This is a genomic window from Pantoea agglomerans (assembly GCF_021397715.1).
GTDB lineage: Bacteria > Pseudomonadota > Gammaproteobacteria > Enterobacterales > Enterobacteriaceae > Pantoea > Pantoea astica.
Genome location: NZ_CP090207.1, coordinates 733,962 through 751,135, shown reverse-complemented (window position 1 = coordinate 751,135; position 17,174 = coordinate 733,962). Strand labels below are relative to the sequence as shown.

The window sequence follows — 17,174 nt, the reverse complement described above, 5'->3', positions numbered from 1 at the left end:
TCGCCGGTGAATGTGGGTGGCTGTCTCGCGGTCCTGTCTGACGATTGCACGCGGTCTGTTTCTGCTGATATGGAGTATTAGCGCCTGGAGTCTGCCGACCAGCACTTTCCAGGTGACCGCTTCGATTGTGGCAGGCTGCGTGATATCCGGTACCAATACCGGCGTTTTTGGCACGCTCAATTTTGGCTCTCAGTCTGGCGTGGCGACCGGTGTCGTCAGCGCCAGCTATGTGCAAAGCACCACCCTCAATCTTGCCTGTACGCCGGGCACCACGCTGAACATGAGCATTAATCAGGGCAACAACTACACCACGACGCGCAACCTGAAACTGCCGAACTTCAGCAATACCGTTCCCTACACGCTTTACAGCAACGCCAGCCGCACCACGGTGATCCCGGTAAACCAGGCGGTGCCACTGAGCTACAGCAATGCCAATAACATCACGCTGCCGATTTATGGCCAGCTGACACTGCCGGGAACCGCGCGCGCCGGCGTCTATACCGACACCCTGACCGTCACCCTGAGCTGGTGAGGCGATATCAATAACAAGGAAACGACGATGAAGTTACTGCGCGCCCTGCTGATTCTGATCGGCACCACCTTACTGTCGCCGGTTTTTGCCGCTAACTCGGTGATGATCTGGCCGATCGATCCGGCGATCAATCCTGCGGAGAAAGCCAGCGAACTGTGGCTGGAGAACCGCGGCAATACCACCACCATGATGCAGATCCGGGTATTCGGCTGGCAGCAGGTCAATGGCCAGGAGCAGTACCAGACGCAGCAGCAGGTGGTCGCCAGCCCGCCGATGGTGCGGATGGAGCCCGGTCAGAAACAGTTGGTCCGGCTGATCAAGCAGACCCCGCCCGCTGCCGGTCAGGAGCTGGCCTATCGGGTGGTGCTGGATGAGATCCCGACGCCACGCCAGCCGGGCGAAAACCAGGCCGGACTGACTTTTCAGATGCGCTATTCGGTGCCGCTGTTTGTCTATGGCGACGGCCTCAGCGCCGACAGCGTCCGCCCGGACCTTAGCTGGCAGCAGGTCAGCGAAGGCGGCAAGCGCTGGCTGCAGCTGACCAATCGTGGCAACGGCCATGCCCGCCTCAGTCACGTCAGCATCGGTGGCCGCCAGTTGGGCGAAGGTCTGTATGGCTATGTGCTGGCTAACAGCCGCTATCGCTGGCCGCTGAATGCGGCGGTGAGTGGTGAACTCGTGGCTGAAGTGAACAAGAGTCAGTGGCGCAGCGCTGCCCAGAAGTAAGCGCCCGATGAGACCTTTTTCTCTTCATCCCGGTGCGCTGGCGGTGACCAGCGTCTTTTACTGTCTGACGCCTGGCCTGTCGCTGGCGGAAACTTACTCATCCCTGCCGCCACCGCCCAGCCTGCAGAACCCCGGTAACGGCCAGCAATATATGCTGGAGCTGATCGTTAACCAGCAGGCGCGCGGTGACATCGTGGCGGTTGAACAGCGTGACGGCCACTTCTGGCTGCGCAGTGGCGACCTGCAGCGGGCCGGTCTGCCGCAGGATAAACTGGGGTCGCAGCCGCAGGTCGACGTCAGCGTCATGCCGCAGGTCAAAGTGGAGTATGACGATGCGCGGCAACGCCTGCTGCTCAGCGTGCCGCCCGGCTGGCTGCCCGGACAGGTGATTGGCGAGGCGCAAAACGGACCGCGCTATCCCGGACGCACCAGCAGTGGTGCGCTGATCAATTACGATCTCTATGCCAGCCGCACCGATAACAGCGGCACCCGCCTCTCCGCCTGGAACGAGCTGCGGCTGTTCGGACCGGCAGGCCAGTTCTTCAGCAACGGCGTCTGGCAGCAGCAGCTGGAAGGCAGCAACAGCTATCAGGATGATGGTTACATCCGCTACGACAGCGGATGGAGTAATGAAAATGAGAATGCGGCAATCAGCTGGCGGGTCGGCGATCTGGTGACTGATTCGCTGGCCTGGAGTAATAGCGTGCGGCTCGGCGGCATCCGTATTGGCCGCGATTTTGGCGTCCGTCCCGATCTGGTGACCTATCCGTTGCCCGCCTTTTCCGGTCAGGCCGCAGTGCCTTCCACCGTCGATCTGTTTATCAACGGCTACCGCTCCAGCCAGGCGAACGTGCAGCCGGGACCCTGGTCGCTGACCAACGTGCCGTTTGTTAACGGTGCCGGCGACGCGGTGATCACCACGACGGATGCAGTAGGACGGCGCGTGACGACTACCCTGCCGTTCTATGTCTCCAGTAGCCTGCTGAAGTCCGGCCTGTCTGATTACGCCTTTTCTGCCGGGGCGATCCGCGAGAACTATGGGATAAAGAATTTCGATTATGGCGCGGCGGCAGCCAGTGGCTCTTATCGTTACGGCATGACCGACTGGCTGACGCTGGAGAGTCATGCTGAAGGCAGCGACAGTCTGGCGATGGGCGGCGTCGGCGGCCTGCTGCGCGTCGGAAGCTGGGGCGTGGTGAATGGCGCGGTGGCGCACAGCCAGCTCGATGGCGAAACCGGCACGCAATACAGCTGGGGATATCAGTACAATAACCGCTGGTTTAACCTCGGCACCCAGCAAACCCAGCGCAGCCGCGACTTTGGGAATCTGGCGCTGGTCGGCAGCCGCGCCGGAACCGACGCCGGCAGCAGCTATGCCCTGTCGCGCCGTAGCGCCCAGTACAGCGCCAGCGTGTCACTCAACCGCTTCGGCAGCGTCGGCGCGGCGTACATCGACATCACCGGTGGCCGCGGCGATCGCACCCGGCTATGGAACCTCTCCTGGAGTAAAAATCTGTGGGGCAACAGCAGCCTCTACGTTTCAGCCAGCCGCGATCAGCAGGAGAAAAGCTGGACCGGGGCTATTTCGCTGGTGATCCCGTTTGGCGAACAGGGCAGCGCCGCCATCAGCACCGAACGCGACCAGCTGGGACGCGACAACCAGCGGCTCTATGTCTCGCGCGCCATGCCCAGCGACGGCGGCATCGCCTGGGACGCTTCCTGGGCCAATCAGAGCGGCGATAGCGGCGATTATCGTCAGGGCAGCCTGCGTTATCGCAACAATCAGATTGATACCTCGGCGGGCTTTTATGGCGATGATGACAACACCACGCAGTGGGCTGACCTCTCCGGCGCGCTGGTGTTGATGGACAACAGCCTGTTTATCGCCAACGAGATTAACGACGCCTTTGTGCTGGTCAAAACCAACTATCCCGACGTCACGGTGCGGTACGAGAATCAGGCAATGGGCCGCACCAATCAGCAGGGCTATCTGCTGGTGCCGTCGATCAGCAGCTACTATCCGGCCAAATATGATATCGACACCCTCGACCTGCCCGCGGATATGACCACGCCACGGGTGGAACAGCGGTTTGCCGTGAAGCGTCAGAGCGGCTATCTGCTTAACTTTCCGGTGGAAAAACTGCGCTCCGCCAGCGTGATCCTGCACGATGCGCAGGGCCAGCCGCTGCCGGTCTCCAGCCTGGTGCAGCGCCCCGATCACGCCACCGAATATGTCGGCTGGGATGGCATTGTCTGGATGGAGGATCTGACGGCCAGCAATCCGATACAGGTGGTGACGCCGGATGGCCGCCGCTGTGACACCGAACTGCGTATTGCCGGCGGTCAGCCGCAGGCGCTGAAAACCTATGGGCCATTGACCTGCGCGCTGCCGGCAGCGGCGGCGGGCAGCACCGCCCATCCTGTTGATGCTTTTGCTACCGGAAATCCACCATGATAAATCGTCTGCTGTTCGCGGGTCTGCTGCTGTTGTTGCCGTCACTGGGTTACGCCGCCTGCGCCCTGCCCGCCTCCACCGCCAGCTTCGGCTCCGTCACCACTTTTGTTGCCAACAGCACCGTCAGTTCGGTCACCACCAACGCCAACGTCAACTGCGGGGCCGGGGCGGCGCTGTCGCTGCTCGGCAATAACCAGATCACCTTTCAACTGACCGGTGCCACTAACAGTAACGGCACCCGCGGCATTCTGAAGCGCAGCGGCGATACCAGCAGCGACAACGTGCCGGTGCGGCTCTGTACCGACAGCGCCTGCGCCAATGAACTGACGATCGGCGGTACGCCATTCGTCTTTGGCTCGCAAACCCTGATCAACCTGGCGGGCCTGCTGGGCAGCCTGAACTTTGCCATTCCGATCTATCTGCGTACCGTGCCGGGTCAGGTGGTGACCGCCGGCACCTGGCAGGTGACGCTGAACCTCGCGGTGACCTACCGTATCTGCACCAGCATCGCCATTGGCAACCTCTGTTTAAGCGAACAGAGCGGCAGTGGCGTGATCCCGGTTACCGTCACGGCGATCCTGACCAATGATTGCACCACCATTACCGCGCCGAATATCAGCTTTGGCAGTGCGCCGCTGGTCGGCAGCTTCTCCAGCGTGTCACAGACCATCAACGTGCTGTGCAGCAAAGGCAGCACCTATACCGTTGGCCTGAGCAACGGCAGCTATCCGGTGGGCAGCGTCAGGAATATGGCGAGCGGGGCAAACCGGCTGAGCTATGAGATTTATAAGGGGACGACCAGCAACCGCTGGGGACCGGGCGGCACTGAACGCTGGAGCAGCACCACCTCTTCGGCGGTGTCGGCAGACGGATTGACGCGCGGCTTTAACTACACCGCGCGCGTCCTCACCAGCCAGAACACGCCGCCCGCCGGCAACTACAGCGACAGCGTGGTGGTGGATTTATCGTTTTAGAGCGAGGCGCTGACCGGTGCGCCGCTGTGACGCGCCTGGTACTGCTTCACCATCCGGCCAATCAGTAAGGTACCGATCAAGCCACACACGGCAGCGAAGGTCAGCCAGACGCCCGGCATCGCCTTGTCGCCAGTGACGTGGATCAGGTAGCTGGAAATCGCTGGGGTAAAGCCGCCAAACAGCGCGGTCGCCAGGCTGTAGGCCATCGAGAAACCGGCGGCGCGCACCTCGGCGGGCATGATTTCCGCCAGATACACCACCATCGCCCCGTTATAGCTGGCATAGAGAAATGACAGCCACAGTTCAGCTTCCAGCAGATGAGCAAAGCTGGCCGATCCCACCAGCCAGTGCAGCACCGGCCAGGTGGTGGCAATCATCAGCAGAGTAAACACGATCAGCAGCGGACGACGGCCGATGCGGTCCGACAGCGATCCCATCAGCGGCAGCCAGATCAGGTTAGAGAGCCCGACACAGAGCGTCACCAGGAACGCCTGTTTATCGCTCATCATCAGCACCGTTTTGCCAAAGGTCGGCGTAAACGCGGTAATCATGTAGAACATCACGGTGGTGGTGACTACCATCAGCATCCCCGCCAGCACCAGCGCCCAGTTGCTGGCCACCGAGCGCATAATCTCGGTCATGCGTGGATGGTGTTTACGCTTGCTGAACGCTTCGGTCTCTTCCAGCATCCGGCGGATATAGAACAGGAATGGCACGATCAGGCAGCCGACCACAAACGGAATACGCCAGCCCCATTCGGTTACCGCCTCTTTCGCCAGCAGATGATTCAGCGCCAGGCCGAGCAGCGCGGCAAAGATCACCGCAACCTGCTGACTACCGGACTGCCAGCTGACAAAGAACCCTTTGCGTCCTTCGGGCGCGACCTCCGCCAGATAAACCGAGACGCCACCCAGCTCAACACCTGCCGAGAAGCCCTGCAGTAAACGCCCGAGCAGGATCAGAATCGGTGCCGCCGCGCCCAGCGTGGCGTAGCCTGGCACCAGCGCAATCGTCAGAGTGCCGATCGCCATCAGGCCAAGCGTCAGCAGCAGACCTTTGCGGCGGCCATGATGGTCAATGTACGCTCCAAGAATGATCGCCCCCAGCGGGCGCATCAGGAAGCCGGCACCAAAGGTCATCAGAGTCAGCATCAGGGAAGCGAAGGGGTCATCACCGGGGAAAAAGGTTTTAGCGATGGCGGTGGCGTAGTAACCAAACACCATAAAGTCGTACATTTCGAGAAAGTTACCGCTGGTAACGTTGAAGATGGTGCGGGCAGCACTTTTCGGCGGCTTTTGTAAAGACGAGGTGTGACTCATAACGGCTTCCTGTAGTTTTTTAGCCGTTTTAGCCTGCCTGAGGCGGCAATAATGTGAGCAACCTCACCATTGCACTTTACAAAACTGTATGCAGAAGTAACAACTAATTAACAATCGAACTTCACCAGCATAACCGACCAGTGGAAGCGCCGGTTCGCCTGATTTCATCCGGTCTGACGGGCCGCATAAAAAAAGGCGGCTGAATCAGCCGCCTTCTCTCTCTACCGGATAAACCGCTATTTCTTCACGGTTTCCATGCCCATCAGACCAATTTTCAGATAGCCCGCGCTACGCAGTTGATCCATCACGCTCATCAGCGTTTCGTAATCCACCGACTTGTCCGCCTGGAAGAAAATGGTGGTCTCTTTGTTGCCGCCGGTCTGTCCGGTCAGCACGCTGACCAGCGATTCCGGTGTCACCTGATCGTTACCGACATAAAGCTGCTTGTCAGCCTTGATCGACAGGTAAACCGGTTTTTCCGGTCGCGGCTGCGGCGCGCTGGTAGACGCTGGCAGATTCACGCGCACGTCGACAGTCGCCAGCGGTGCCGCCACCATGAAGATGATTAGCAGAACCAGCATCACGTCGATAAACGGCGTGACGTTGATCTCATGCATTTCACCATCGGTTTCCAGGTCGTCGTTTAATCGCATGGCCATAATCGCTTACCCTAAGCGCAGTTTCTGGGCCGCCGCAGGACGCGGAACGTCAGCGGCGACGTTTCCCAGATCGATATCACGGCTCTGTAACAGCAGCACCTGCGCCGCCACATCACCCAGTGAGGCTTTGTAATTGGCGATCATGCGGGCAAAGACGTTATAGATCACCACCGCCGGAATCGCAGCGACCAGGCCAATCGCCGTCGCCAGCAGCGCTTCCGCGATGCCAGGTGCAACAACCGCAAGGTTGGTGGTCTGGGTTTTAGCGATGCCGATAAAGCTGTTCATGATGCCCCACACGGTGCCGAACAGGCCGATAAACGGCGCGACCGAACCAATGGTCGCCAGGAAGCCGTTGCCCCGGCCAGCGTGGCGGCTGAAGGCGGCAACGCGGCGCTCAAGACGGAAGCTGGTACGATCTTTAATGCCGTTGGTGTCTTCCACCCCGGCTGACAGCTCAAGCTCATTTTGTGCGTCGTTCAGCAACACGGCGCTATGGCTGTGGCCGGTGAACTGCTGAGCAATACGGGCGGCGTCATTCAGGTTACGCGCTTCGCCCAGCGCCTGCTGCTCGCGTTTCAGGCGACGTTTAGCGGCGCTCAGTTCGGCATATTTGCCGAAGAAGATCGCCCAGGTGACAACTGAAGCCAGTAACAGGCCAATCATCACTACCTTTACCACGATATCGGCATGTTGATACATGCCCCAAACGGAGAGGTCCGTTTGCATCAAATCACTGGCTACCACGCTGCTTCTCCAACTTCATCTACAGGGATGCGAAACAAGCGCAAATAATAGCAAAATAGCCGCGAATTGATAGTCGTTCTCATTAGTATTTACAAACGCTAACCTGCCCGGCAGGCCGATGACGGCAATTTATGACAGCCGACGGGGATGTTTCGAAAATGTGATGCTGCGTGAAAATTTATTAAAACAACGTTTCAAAATGTGATCGCATTCATTCAATCAGCATCGCCGCATTTCGCTGACGCCCGTTTTCACTATGCTGGCTCCACGCGGCCCCTTGCTACACACGCCGGATTCCTGAGCGCCGCCCTTCCTCTGCTGGAGACAACATAATGAGAATGACCAAAACACGCCTGGCATGTGCCCTGGCGGCAATGATGGTGAGCGCCGCCGCCTCGGCACAGGTGATTAAAGTGGCAGAAGTTCAGCCTGCTGGCTACCCCACAGTGGTGGCGCTGCAGCACATGGGTGACAAACTGAAACAGGCCACCGACGGCCGGCTGGAGATGAAACTCTATGCCGGTGGCGTGCTGGGCGATGAAGATCAGACTCTGCAACAGGTACAACTGGGCGCGATCGATATGATCCGCGTGTCGCTGGCGCCGGTCACCAGCATCGCGCCGGAAACCAGCGTGCTGACGCTGCCCTATGTTTTCCGCGACGTCGACCACATGCACAAGGTGCTGGATGGGGAGATCGGTAAAGAGATCGCCGATAAATTCGATAAAGATCCCAACGCCCGAATGGTGTTTCTCGGCTGGACCGACGCCGGTGAACGCAACATGATCACCAAAAAACCGCTGGCGAAGCCCGAAGATCTGAAAGGCATGAAGATCCGCGTACAGAACAGCGCCATTTCGCTGGCTACGCTGAAAGCGATGGGAGCCAATCCGGTGGCGATGGGCGTCAGCGAAGTGTTCAGCGCCATGCAGACCGGCGTGGTTGACGGAACCGAAAATAATCCACCGACTTTCGTCGCCCATAACTATATGCCGGTCGCGAAATATTACACCCTCACCGGACACTTTATTCAGCCGGAAATGATCCTGTTCTCGAAACGTGCCTGGGATCGTCTCAAGCCTGAGGATCAGGCGCTGCTGAAGAAACTGGGTAAAGAGGCGCAGGATGAAGAGCGCCAGCTCTGGGCAACCTATACCGAACAGTCGCTTGCGAAGATGAAAGCCGGCGGCGTCACCTTCCAGCAAACCGACCGTGACTATTTCGTTAAGGCGACCCAGCCGGTGCGCGATCAGTTTGGCGGTAAATATCAGGATCTGATGACCCGGATCGCTGACGTGAAATAACCCTTCCCGCGCCACACTGCCGTGTGGCGTGCTTAATCAGGTATCAATTATGGCTGCTTATACGCGTCTGATGGATGGGCTCTATCTGCTGTGCATGCTGGTTGCCGCCGTGGCATTGATGATCATGGTGACGGTGATCCCGATCGGGATTTTTGCCCGCTACGTGATGAACGGCGCGCTCTCGTGGCCGGAACCGGTTGCCATCATCTGCATGATTATTTTTACCTTTATTGGCGCGCCGGTCGGCTTACGCGCCGGAACACACATCTGCGTCTCCATGATGACCGATCGCCTGTCACCCGCTCTGCAACGTCTGCTGCTGCGGGTCTGCGATCTGCTGATGATCATTACCTGTCTGGTGATCTTTCAGGCCAGCTATAGCCTGTGTGAAGCGATGTGGGTGCAGTCGCTGGCCTCGCTGCCTGCCGTAACCTATGGCGAGATGTATCTGCCGATCCCGATTGGCGCGATCTTTACCCTGCTGTTTGTTGTTGAGCGATTGCTGACCGGCGATCAAAGCCAGCGTCCGATTGTCACGCTGGGCGGCACCCACTAATCCGGAGCAGAAGATGGACGCATTGATTTTATTAGGCAGTTTGCTGGTGTTGCTGCTGGTGGGTTTTCCGGTGGCGTTTGCGGTCGGCCTGAGCGCGTTTATCGGCGCCTGGTGGATCGATCTGCCGCTGGAAGCGGTGGTGATTCAGATTACCAACGGCATTAACAAATTTTCGCTACTCACCATTCCGTTCTTTATTCTCGCCGGGGCGATCATGGCTGAAGGCGGCATCGCCCGCCGCCTGGTTAACTTTGCCTACATCTTTGTTGGCTTCATTCGCGGCGGTTTATCGCTGGTCAACATTGTCGCCTCCACCTTCTTTGGTGCCATTTCCGGCTCATCGGTGGCGGATACCGCCTCGATCGGCTCGGTGATGATTCCGCAGATGGAAGAGAAAGGCTATCCGCGCGACTTCGCCGCCGCCGTTACCGCCAGCGGATCGGTGCAGGCGGTACTGACGCCACCCAGCCATAACTCGGTGATCTACTCACTGGCGACCGGCGGGCTGGTCACTATCTCTTCGCTGTTTGTCGCCGGAATTTTGCCGGGCCTGATGCTGGGCGGCTGCCTGATGATAATGTGCCTCGGCTTTGCCCGGAAACGCGGCTATCCGAAAGGCGATCGCATTCCGTTTCGTCAGGCGCTGAAGATTTTCTTCGATGCGTTCTGGGGGCTGTTCACCGTCGTCATTATCATGGGCGGGATTCTGTCCGGTATTTTCACCGCCTCGGAGTCGGCGGCGATCGCCTGTATCTGGGCCTTCTTCGTCACCATGTTTATCTATCGTGACTTCAAATGGAACCAGTTGCATATCCTGCTGTTCCGCACCATCAAAACCGTCACCATCGTGATGGTGTTGATCGCCTTCGCCGCCGGGTTTGGCGCGGTGATGACCTTTATGCAACTGCCGACGCTGATTACCGAGGCGTTCACCAGTCTGTCGGATAACAAGTATGTGATTCTGATGTGCATCAACATTCTGTTGCTGGTGGTGGGGACGCTGATGGATATGGCTCCGCTGATTCTGATCCTGACGCCGGTGCTGCTGCCGGTCGCGACTTCGCTGGGAATCGATCCGGTTCATTTCGGGATGATCATGCTGACCAACCTCGGCATCGGCCTGATTACGCCGCCGGTCGGCACGGTGCTGTTTGTCGCCAGTGCGGTGAGTAAGCAGAAAATTGAGCAGGTGGTCAGTGCCATGCTGCCGTTTTACGGCATGTTGTTCATCGTGCTGATGCTGATTACCTATATTCCGGCGATTTCACTCTGGTTACCGCGTCTGATGGGCGTCATGTAGCACCCGCAAAATCGGGTTCGCCTGCGGACCCGATTTTTATCCTGCGACGCACTCTGATAATCGCCATTGAGTCTCAACCCTGCCGGCCTTTTCGTGCTAACGTGAAGGCTCAGGCAGAAGCGGCAAAGGCGACTCATGAGCACCAAAAAAATTGATACCACCCTCGTCAGCGCAGGACGCAGCAAACGTTATACCCAGGGCTCGGTGAATAGCGTAATTCAGCGTGCCTCCTCACTGGTTTTTGACAGCGTAGCAGACAAAAAACGCGCCACCGCCGGTCGGGCAAAAGGTGAACTGTTTTATGGTCGCCGCGGTACCCTGACCCACTTTGCGCTGCAGGACGCAATGACCGAACTGGAAGGCGGCGCCGGTTGCGTGCTCTATCCGTGCGGCGCCGCGGCAGTGGCTAATGCGATTCTGGCGTTTGTCGCGGCGGGCGACCACGTACTGATGAGCGGCGCGGTGTATGAGCCGACTCAGGACTTCTGCCACAAAATTCTGCAAAAGATGCAGGTCTCGATTGGCTGGTTCGATCACTGTATCGGCAGCGAAATCGGGGCGCTGATCCAGCCCAACACCCGGGTGGTCTTTCTGGAATCACCCGCTTCAATCACCATGGAAGTGCAGGATATCCCGGCCATTGTGGCGGCGGTGCGGGCTAAAGCCCCCGACGCAATTATCATGATCGATAATACCTGGGCCGCCGGTATTCTGTTCAACGCGCTGGCACATGGGATCGATATTTCGATTCAGGCCGGAACCAAATATCTGATTGGCCACAGTGACGCGATGATCGGCACCGCGGTCGCCAACGCGCGCTGCATCGATCAACTGCGCGAGAACTCCTATCTGATGGGCCAGATGGTCGATGCGGATACCGCCTACATGGCGAGCCGGGGATTACGCACGCTCGGCACCCGGCTGCGTCAGCATGAAGAGAGCGCGCTGCAGGTGGCTGAGTGGCTGGCGGCCCGGCCGGAAGTGGCCCGGGTTAACCATCCGGCGCTGGCGCAAAGTAAGGGCCACGCTTTCTGGCAGCGCGATTTTAACGGCAGCAGCGGGCTGTTCTCCTTTATTCTGCACCAGAAACTCAGCCCGGCGCAGCTGGCGGAATACCTCGATCACTTCCATCATTTCAGCATGGCCTACTCGTGGGGCGGCTATGAGTCGTTGATCCTGGCGAATCAGCCGGAAGAACTGGCCGCGATTCGCCCAGCCGGCGGGGTCGATTTCACGGGTACGCTGGTGCGGCTGCATATTGGTCTGGAGCACGTTGAGGATCTGCTCGCCGACCTTGAGGCGGGTTTTGCGCGCCTGATGCGCTGAGTAAGCTAAACAGAAGATAAACGTGGTGGTCGCCGCCAGCAGAGATTGCCGGGCTGCGGCCTGATTATTGTTAAAATTTATCCCGGACCGTTCAGGCACCAGGCCGAGCGTGAAGCGCTGAGCCCCTGCAGACCAGGCAGGCTCAGCCTGTCACTCTCGCGGCAGCCTGATAAGGCGGGTTTTCCTTGTGACGTGATGGAATAGCTAATGGGTGTTTTACACGAGATTGTCCACGCGCTCTGGCATCAGGACTTTGCCGCGCTGGCAAATCCGGATGTAGTGTGGGTGGTGTATGGCGTAATGTTCCTGACGCTGTTTCTGGAAAACGGGCTGTTACCCGCTTCTTTCCTGCCGGGCGACAGCCTGCTGCTGCTGGCGGGCGCGATGGTCGCTAAAGGCGTGATGGATTTCATACCGACGATGGTGATCCTCACCACGGCCGCCAGTCTCGGCTGCTGGCTGAGTTATCTGCAGGGGCGCTGGCTGGGCAATACCCGGCTGGTGAAAAGTTGGCTGATGCATCTGCCGGCGCAATATCATCAGCGCGCCTGGAATATGTTTAACCGTCATGGCCTGATGGCGCTGCTGGTGGGTCGTTTTCTCGCCTTTATCCGCACCATCCTGCCGACCATGGCGGGCATTGCCGGTTTACAGAATGGCCGCTTTCAGCTGTTTAACTGGCTGAGCGGTGTGCTCTGGGTCGGCATCGTGGTGGCGTTTGGCTATGGTATCAGCCAGGTACCCTTTATCAAACGTCATGAAGATCAGGTGATGGCGATTCTGATGGTGCTGCCGATGGTCTTGCTGTTTCTCGGCCTGTTCGGCAGCATTATTGTGATCTGGAAAAAACGTCGGCAGAAGCAGGCCTGACGCCATTCTGGTGATGACCCGCCGCCTGTCAGGCGGACGGGTCTGCCACCGTCTGCCGCACCCGACTCACCTCTTCGCCCGGCGTCACGCCAAAATAGCGCTTAAACTCGCGCGAAAACTGCGACGGGCTTTCATAGCCAACCCGCACCGCCGCTGCACTCGCTTTCAGTCCATCATGCAGCATCAGTAACCGTGCCTGGTGCAGACGATAACGCTTGAGATACTGCAACGGTGACGTCTGGGTCACCGCTTTAAAGTTGTGGTGGAACGCCGAGACGCTCATGTTCACCTCCGCCGCCAGCGCGTCAACGCTGAGATTGTCGGCAAAGTGATTTTCAATGCGCCGCAGCGCACGCGCAATCTGGCTGAACTGGGTCTGGCGACTCACCAGCGACAACAGCGCCCCGCCCAGCGGGCCGGTCAGCACATAATAGATAATCTCACGCACGATATGCGGCCCCAGCACGCGGGCATCGCGCGGCTGCGTCATCACATCCAGTAGCCGTTCCGCCGCGCAGAGCATCGGTTCTGTCAGCCACGCCGAGTGGATGCCGGAGGTCAGCGGCTGCGGCTGAAACTGATCATCGTCACCGATCTCAATCAGCAAATCCTGCAGGCTGGCGGTATCGACATTCAGGCATAAACCGGCGATCGGCACCTCTGGCGAGGCCCAGGTTTCGCACTCCACCGGCAGCGGCACCGTGAGCATCAGGTACTTGCTGGCGTCGTACTGGAACACCGTGCTGCCGAGATAGCCGGTTTTGCTGCCCTGAAACAGGATCACAATGCCGGGCTGATACATCATCGGCGTGCGCGGACGATACTGATTAGCATAAATCAGCGAAACATGACTGACCGGACAGAGACGATCGCGACCGTGGGTCATTAAGGTCACCACCTGCTGCGCCAGGCGGTGACACAGGGCATCGTGCGCCATTCAGACTCCTTATCAGGATAAAAAGTCAGTGTGCCGCGACACTGCCTGAACCGCCAGCGAATTGGAGAATCAGGCAAGAAGTTTGCCGGATTGGGCAGTGTGTTGCTGTTGCGCACGCTCAGCCCGACAGGCAGGCTGTGAATTGTTGGCTAGACTTAAGCACAGTGAAATCTCACTGGTTAACTGCAACGGAAAGGAGCAACTATGGCAGACCAACCCATTATCAAACTGCACGATGGCAATATGATGCCGCAACTGGGACTGGGCGTGTGGCAGGCCAGTATCGACGAAGCGCGCCAGGCGGTTCTGAAAGCCTTACAGGTCGGCTATCGCTCCATTGATACCGCCGCCGCTTACAAGAACGAGGAAGCGATTGGTCAGGCGCTGCAGGAAACCGACGTGCCGCGCGACGAGATTTTCGTCACCACCAAGCTGTGGAATGACGATCAGCAGAACGTTCAGCAGGCGATGGAAACCAGCCTGCAGAAGCTGCAACTGGAGCAGGTTGACCTTTATCTGATGCACTGGCCGTGCCCGGAAAAAGATCACTATGTTGATGCCTGGAAGAAAATGATCGAGCTACAGCAGCAGGGGCTGACCAAAAGTATCGGCGTCTGTAACTTCCATGAATCCCACCTCAAGCGCCTGCTGGATGAGACGGGTGTGACGCCGGTCGTCAACCAGATCGAGCTGCATCCGATGCTGCAACAGCGCACGCTACATGCGTGGAATGCGATGCACCAGATTCAGACGGAATCCTGGAGCCCGCTGGCGCAGGGCGGTAAAGGCGTATTTGATCAGGAGGTGATTAAATCGCTGGCGAAGAAATATGGCAAAACCCCGGCGCAGATCGTCATTCGCTGGCATCTGGACAGCGGGCTGGTGGTGATTCCGAAGTCGGTCACGCCTGCACGTATCGAAGAGAACTTTAAGGTGTTCGATTTCCGGCTGGATAAGCATGAAGTGAGTGATATTACTAAGCTGGATAGCGGCAACCGTCTGGGGCCGGACCCGGAAACCTTTAACGGCTAAGCGGTGAACCCGTTTGCGGCGCGGCGTGACGCGGTTCATTGCTGTTGTCGCACTAAAAAAAGGGCAACGTGACGTTGCCCTTTTTCGTTACGCCGTACGGCTTACTGCGTTGGCTGCACCACCAGCTGACCGGCAGTTCCGCGATCCGCCAGCTCCAGCGTCTGGCTGTAATAGACAAATGGGAAGTGATCTGACGAACTCTGCGGGAAGCTGACCATCAGTTCCACATCACCATCAACCCAGACCGTATCTTTCCAGCCGCGATCTTCGCCCATCGGTTGCGCGCCGTTGACGCTCTTAATCAGGAACATCACACCCTGAATATGCAGCGCCTGTGGCCGATCGGCATGCAGAATCCAGCGCTCAAAGGTGCCCTGCTGCGCGGTGGTATCAATACGGTTCATGTCCCAGATGGCGCCGTTGATGCCCGGCATACTGTCGCCAATCCGGAACTCACGCGTGCGCACCGCCACGCCATCCAGAATCTGATCGGCCAGCAGTCGCATGGGCAGATTATCGGTGACCAGCGGCAGCAGCCCGGTGGGGCGTAAAGTGAGGATCAGGGTCGAGGTCAGGATCGATGACGGCTCAAAGAAGCCGCGCAGCCGATCCATAATGCCCGCCGCGGTGCCGGCGGTAATCGATACCTCATCGCCCTGTGACATATCGACCAGCACCTCGCGTCGTTCACCCGGAGCCAGTGACAGGCGCTGTACCGCGACCGGCGCGGACAGAAAGCCCTGATCGCTGGCAATCACCATAAATGGCCGGTTATCGCTCAGCACCATCTCATAGCGGCGCGCATTCGAGGCGTTCAGCAGACGCAGACGCACCCAGCCGCGGGAAACCTCGACAAAAGGATTTCGCACGCCATTCACCAGCAGCGTGTCGCCGAGAAAGCCGCCATCCTGCGGCGGGTCGTAAACCGGCGTGGCAAAGTTATCGAGCCGCTTGTCCTGAATGATGATTGGAAAGTCGTCAACGCCGTAGTGTTTCGGCAATGGCAGTTGCTTGCTGATATCGTCCTCAATCAGCCACATCCCCGCCAGCCCGTTGTAGATATGCGGCGCCATGCGGTTTGGCGTATTGGCGTGATACCAGCAGGTCGAGGCCGCCTGACGAATCGGCAGTACCGGCGCCCAGTCGACGCCGGCTGACATCATGCGCGGTGCGCCACCCATCAGTGCGCCAGGAAGCTGCAGGCCGCTGATGGTCATCGACACCGGCTCATTGAGGCGGTTGCTGTAGATCAGTTTCACGTCGTCGCCGCTGTAGACGCGCACCGTCGGCCCGAGATAGAGGCCGTTAATGCCCCATACCGGAACCTTGTTATTATCACCGTTGAATGCCCAGTGACTGCGCTGCATGGTCAAAAACAGCGGCTGACCGCGACGGGATTCCAGTAACGGCGGAATCGGCAGTGGCGTATCACCATTGGCGGCGGACGCGGCACGAGCCGCATGAGGCATAATACCGGCGCTAAGCGCCACTCCAGCAGAAAGCTGGATGAACTGACGTCTGCTGAAAGACATAAAACTTCTGACCTTTTACGCGTGGCGCTGACGCGCCAACCCTGTTTTTATTGCTGTTATGTGCTGTGCTGCTTTTACGGCGAGCCGTTAAGCCCCTCACCGTGCGGCATCCCTGCAGGCTGGTTCGGCGATGCAATCGCCGGTCAGATTTTACCGCTTTTTTCGCGAGCTTCGACTTCGGCGTTAAGCTCTTCCAGCTTCGCCGCCATCAGTTCACGACAGTGGGTTGCCAGCTTACGCACCGAGGAAGATTCAAACGCTTTCACATCAACCGGAGGCAGCATCTCAACGATCACCAGCCCATTGTTCCAGCGATTCAGTTTGATCTTGTCGTGCGTATTGGAGACCACAATTGGGATAATCGGCACACCGGCCGCCACGGCGGCGTGAAATGCGCCGGTTTTAAACGGCATTAAACCGCGACCGCGGCTGCGCGTGCCTTCCGGGAACATCCAGAACGAGATGCGCTTACGGTTGAACTGATCGACCAGCTGGCCGATGGTGCCGTGTGCTTTGGCGCGGTTATCCCGATCAATCAACAGATTACCGGTCAGCCAGTAGAGCAGACCAAAAAACGGTACCCACAACAGGCTCTTTTTGCCGACCGTCACCGTGGTTGGCTGCACGATTTTAGCGGCGGTCACCATGTCGTAGTTGTTCTGGTGATTAGCGATATAGATCGCATTGCCGTAGTTGTCAGCCCCTTCCGGACGGCGCAACTCTACTTTAAGCCCTAATACCGTCGACAATTTACCGAACAGGCGGCCAAAAGTGGCGACGTGGCGCGGATTGCGCGGTGAAAAAAGACACCAGATACAGCCAAACACAGAGACTAATATCGAATAAATTACCACGATAATGGTACGCAGTATCAGTAACATAGTTCCCTCATTGAGCCACGGCTG

The 17,174-nt window shown here is 58.4% G+C and carries 16 protein-coding genes; 10 read left to right on the top strand and 6 right to left on the bottom strand.

What is annotated here, in order from left to right; all coding sequences use genetic code 11:
* The first annotated feature begins 37 nt into the window (after positions 1-37).
* The 4 genes from LZU96_RS03690 to LZU96_RS03675 are packed head-to-tail and all read left to right on the top strand — an operon-like array spanning position 38 to position 4,687.
* A complete protein-coding gene (locus LZU96_RS03690) occupies positions 38-532 on the top strand; it encodes a spore coat U domain-containing protein (RefSeq protein WP_419149888.1) in 495 nt (164 codons plus the stop codon).
* A gap of 27 nt (positions 533-559) precedes the next feature.
* On the top strand, positions 560-1,258 hold the full coding sequence (locus tag LZU96_RS03685; RefSeq protein WP_233987107.1) for a molecular chaperone: 699 nt from the start codon (positions 560-562) through the stop codon (positions 1,256-1,258).
* 7 nt (positions 1,259-1,265) lie between these two features.
* Complete coding sequence (locus LZU96_RS03680; protein ID WP_233987106.1) at positions 1,266-3,713, top strand: fimbria/pilus outer membrane usher protein; 2,448 nt, start codon at positions 1,266-1,268, stop codon at positions 3,711-3,713.
* Positions 3,710-4,687, top strand: coding sequence for a spore coat U domain-containing protein (locus LZU96_RS03675; protein WP_233987105.1), 978 nt, complete (start codon positions 3,710-3,712; stop codon positions 4,685-4,687). The genes LZU96_RS03680 and LZU96_RS03675 overlap by 4 nt, the downstream gene beginning before the upstream one ends.
* On the opposite strand, the gene LZU96_RS03670 is transcribed toward LZU96_RS03675, so the two are convergent.
* From LZU96_RS03670 to exbB, 3 genes are all read right to left on the bottom strand, one after another.
* Positions 4,684-6,006, bottom strand: a complete 1,323-nt coding sequence (locus tag LZU96_RS03670) for an MFS transporter (protein ID WP_233987104.1) — start codon at positions 6,004-6,006, stop codon at positions 4,684-4,686. The two genes, LZU96_RS03675 and LZU96_RS03670, sit on opposite strands and share 4 nt — an antisense overlap.
* 236 nt (positions 6,007-6,242) lie before the next feature.
* Positions 6,243-6,665 carry a TonB system transport protein ExbD gene (gene exbD / locus LZU96_RS03665; RefSeq protein WP_094120626.1) on the bottom strand — a complete coding sequence of 141 codons (423 nt, stop codon included), beginning with the start codon at positions 6,663-6,665 and terminating at the stop codon, positions 6,243-6,245.
* A gap of 6 nt (positions 6,666-6,671) precedes the next feature.
* Positions 6,672-7,394: a tol-pal system-associated acyl-CoA thioesterase gene (gene exbB, locus LZU96_RS03660; protein WP_233987103.1), complete on the bottom strand. Its 723-nt coding sequence runs from the start codon at positions 7,392-7,394 to the stop codon at positions 6,672-6,674.
* 350 nt (positions 7,395-7,744) lie between these two features.
* Between exbB and LZU96_RS03655 the strand changes: the two genes are divergently transcribed.
* From LZU96_RS03655 to LZU96_RS03635, 5 genes are all read left to right on the top strand, one after another.
* A complete protein-coding gene (locus tag LZU96_RS03655) occupies positions 7,745-8,716 on the top strand; it encodes a TRAP transporter substrate-binding protein (RefSeq protein ID WP_233987102.1) in 972 nt (323 codons plus the stop codon).
* 49 nt (positions 8,717-8,765) lie between these two features.
* Positions 8,766-9,272: a TRAP transporter small permease gene (locus LZU96_RS03650; RefSeq protein WP_233987101.1), complete on the top strand. Its 507-nt coding sequence runs from the start codon at positions 8,766-8,768 to the stop codon at positions 9,270-9,272.
* Between the two features lie 13 nt (positions 9,273-9,285).
* The gene (locus tag LZU96_RS03645) at positions 9,286-10,572 is read left to right on the top strand and encodes a TRAP transporter large permease (protein WP_233987100.1); all 1,287 of its coding nucleotides are present in this window, start codon (positions 9,286-9,288) and stop codon (positions 10,570-10,572) included.
* A gap of 135 nt (positions 10,573-10,707) precedes the next feature.
* Complete coding sequence (metC, locus tag LZU96_RS03640; protein WP_233987099.1) at positions 10,708-11,898, top strand: cystathionine beta-lyase; 1,191 nt, start codon at positions 10,708-10,710, stop codon at positions 11,896-11,898.
* 207 nt (positions 11,899-12,105) lie between these two features.
* Positions 12,106-12,768: a DedA family protein gene (locus LZU96_RS03635; RefSeq protein ID WP_031376521.1), complete on the top strand. Its 663-nt coding sequence runs from the start codon at positions 12,106-12,108 to the stop codon at positions 12,766-12,768.
* A gap of 28 nt (positions 12,769-12,796) precedes the next feature.
* Here LZU96_RS03635 and LZU96_RS03630 read toward each other — a convergent pair whose 3' ends face one another.
* A complete protein-coding gene (locus LZU96_RS03630; RefSeq protein WP_233987098.1) occupies positions 12,797-13,705 on the bottom strand; it encodes an AraC family transcriptional regulator in 909 nt (302 codons plus the stop codon).
* 204 nt (positions 13,706-13,909) lie between these two features.
* Between LZU96_RS03630 and dkgA the strand changes: the two genes are divergently transcribed.
* A complete protein-coding gene (gene dkgA / locus LZU96_RS03625; RefSeq protein WP_233987097.1) occupies positions 13,910-14,737 on the top strand; it encodes a 2,5-didehydrogluconate reductase DkgA in 828 nt (275 codons plus the stop codon).
* A gap of 101 nt (positions 14,738-14,838) precedes the next feature.
* On the opposite strand, the gene ftsP is transcribed toward dkgA, so the two are convergent.
* Both ftsP and LZU96_RS03615 read right to left on the bottom strand, forming a co-directional pair.
* Positions 14,839-16,269 carry a cell division protein FtsP gene (ftsP, locus tag LZU96_RS03620; protein ID WP_233987096.1) on the bottom strand — a complete coding sequence of 477 codons (1,431 nt, stop codon included), beginning with the start codon at positions 16,267-16,269 and terminating at the stop codon, positions 14,839-14,841.
* Between the two features lie 143 nt (positions 16,270-16,412).
* Complete coding sequence (locus LZU96_RS03615; protein WP_094120636.1) at positions 16,413-17,150, bottom strand: 1-acylglycerol-3-phosphate O-acyltransferase; 738 nt, start codon at positions 17,148-17,150, stop codon at positions 16,413-16,415.
* Between the last annotated feature and the right edge of the window lie 24 nt (positions 17,151-17,174).

Excerpts from the sequence above, each read along its gene's own strand:
- LZU96_RS03685 (WP_233987107.1), top strand. The coding sequence starts at position 560 with ATGAAGTTACTGCGCGCCCTGCTGATTCTGATCGGCACCACCTTACTG.
- LZU96_RS03680 (WP_233987106.1), top strand. The coding sequence starts at position 1,266 with ATGAGACCTTTTTCTCTTCATCCCGGTGCGCTGGCGGTGACCAGCGTC.
- LZU96_RS03675 (WP_233987105.1), top strand. The coding sequence starts at position 3,710 with ATGATAAATCGTCTGCTGTTCGCGGGTCTGCTGCTGTTGTTGCCGTCA.
- LZU96_RS03670 (WP_233987104.1), bottom strand. The coding sequence starts at position 6,006 with ATGAGTCACACCTCGTCTTTACAAAAGCCGCCGAAAAGTGCTGCCCGC.
- exbD (WP_094120626.1), bottom strand. The coding sequence starts at position 6,665 with ATGGCCATGCGATTAAACGACGACCTGGAAACCGATGGTGAAATGCAT.
- exbB (WP_233987103.1), bottom strand. The coding sequence starts at position 7,394 with ATGCAAACGGACCTCTCCGTTTGGGGCATGTATCAACATGCCGATATC.
- LZU96_RS03655 (WP_233987102.1), top strand. The coding sequence starts at position 7,745 with ATGAGAATGACCAAAACACGCCTGGCATGTGCCCTGGCGGCAATGATG.
- LZU96_RS03650 (WP_233987101.1), top strand. The coding sequence starts at position 8,766 with ATGGCTGCTTATACGCGTCTGATGGATGGGCTCTATCTGCTGTGCATG.
- LZU96_RS03645 (WP_233987100.1), top strand. The coding sequence starts at position 9,286 with ATGGACGCATTGATTTTATTAGGCAGTTTGCTGGTGTTGCTGCTGGTG.
- metC (WP_233987099.1), top strand. The coding sequence starts at position 10,708 with ATGAGCACCAAAAAAATTGATACCACCCTCGTCAGCGCAGGACGCAGC.
- LZU96_RS03635 (WP_031376521.1), top strand. The coding sequence starts at position 12,106 with ATGGGTGTTTTACACGAGATTGTCCACGCGCTCTGGCATCAGGACTTT.
- LZU96_RS03630 (WP_233987098.1), bottom strand. The coding sequence starts at position 13,705 with ATGGCGCACGATGCCCTGTGTCACCGCCTGGCGCAGCAGGTGGTGACC.
- dkgA (WP_233987097.1), top strand. The coding sequence starts at position 13,910 with ATGGCAGACCAACCCATTATCAAACTGCACGATGGCAATATGATGCCG.
- ftsP (WP_233987096.1), bottom strand. The coding sequence starts at position 16,269 with ATGTCTTTCAGCAGACGTCAGTTCATCCAGCTTTCTGCTGGAGTGGCG.
- LZU96_RS03615 (WP_094120636.1), bottom strand. The coding sequence starts at position 17,150 with ATGTTACTGATACTGCGTACCATTATCGTGGTAATTTATTCGATATTA.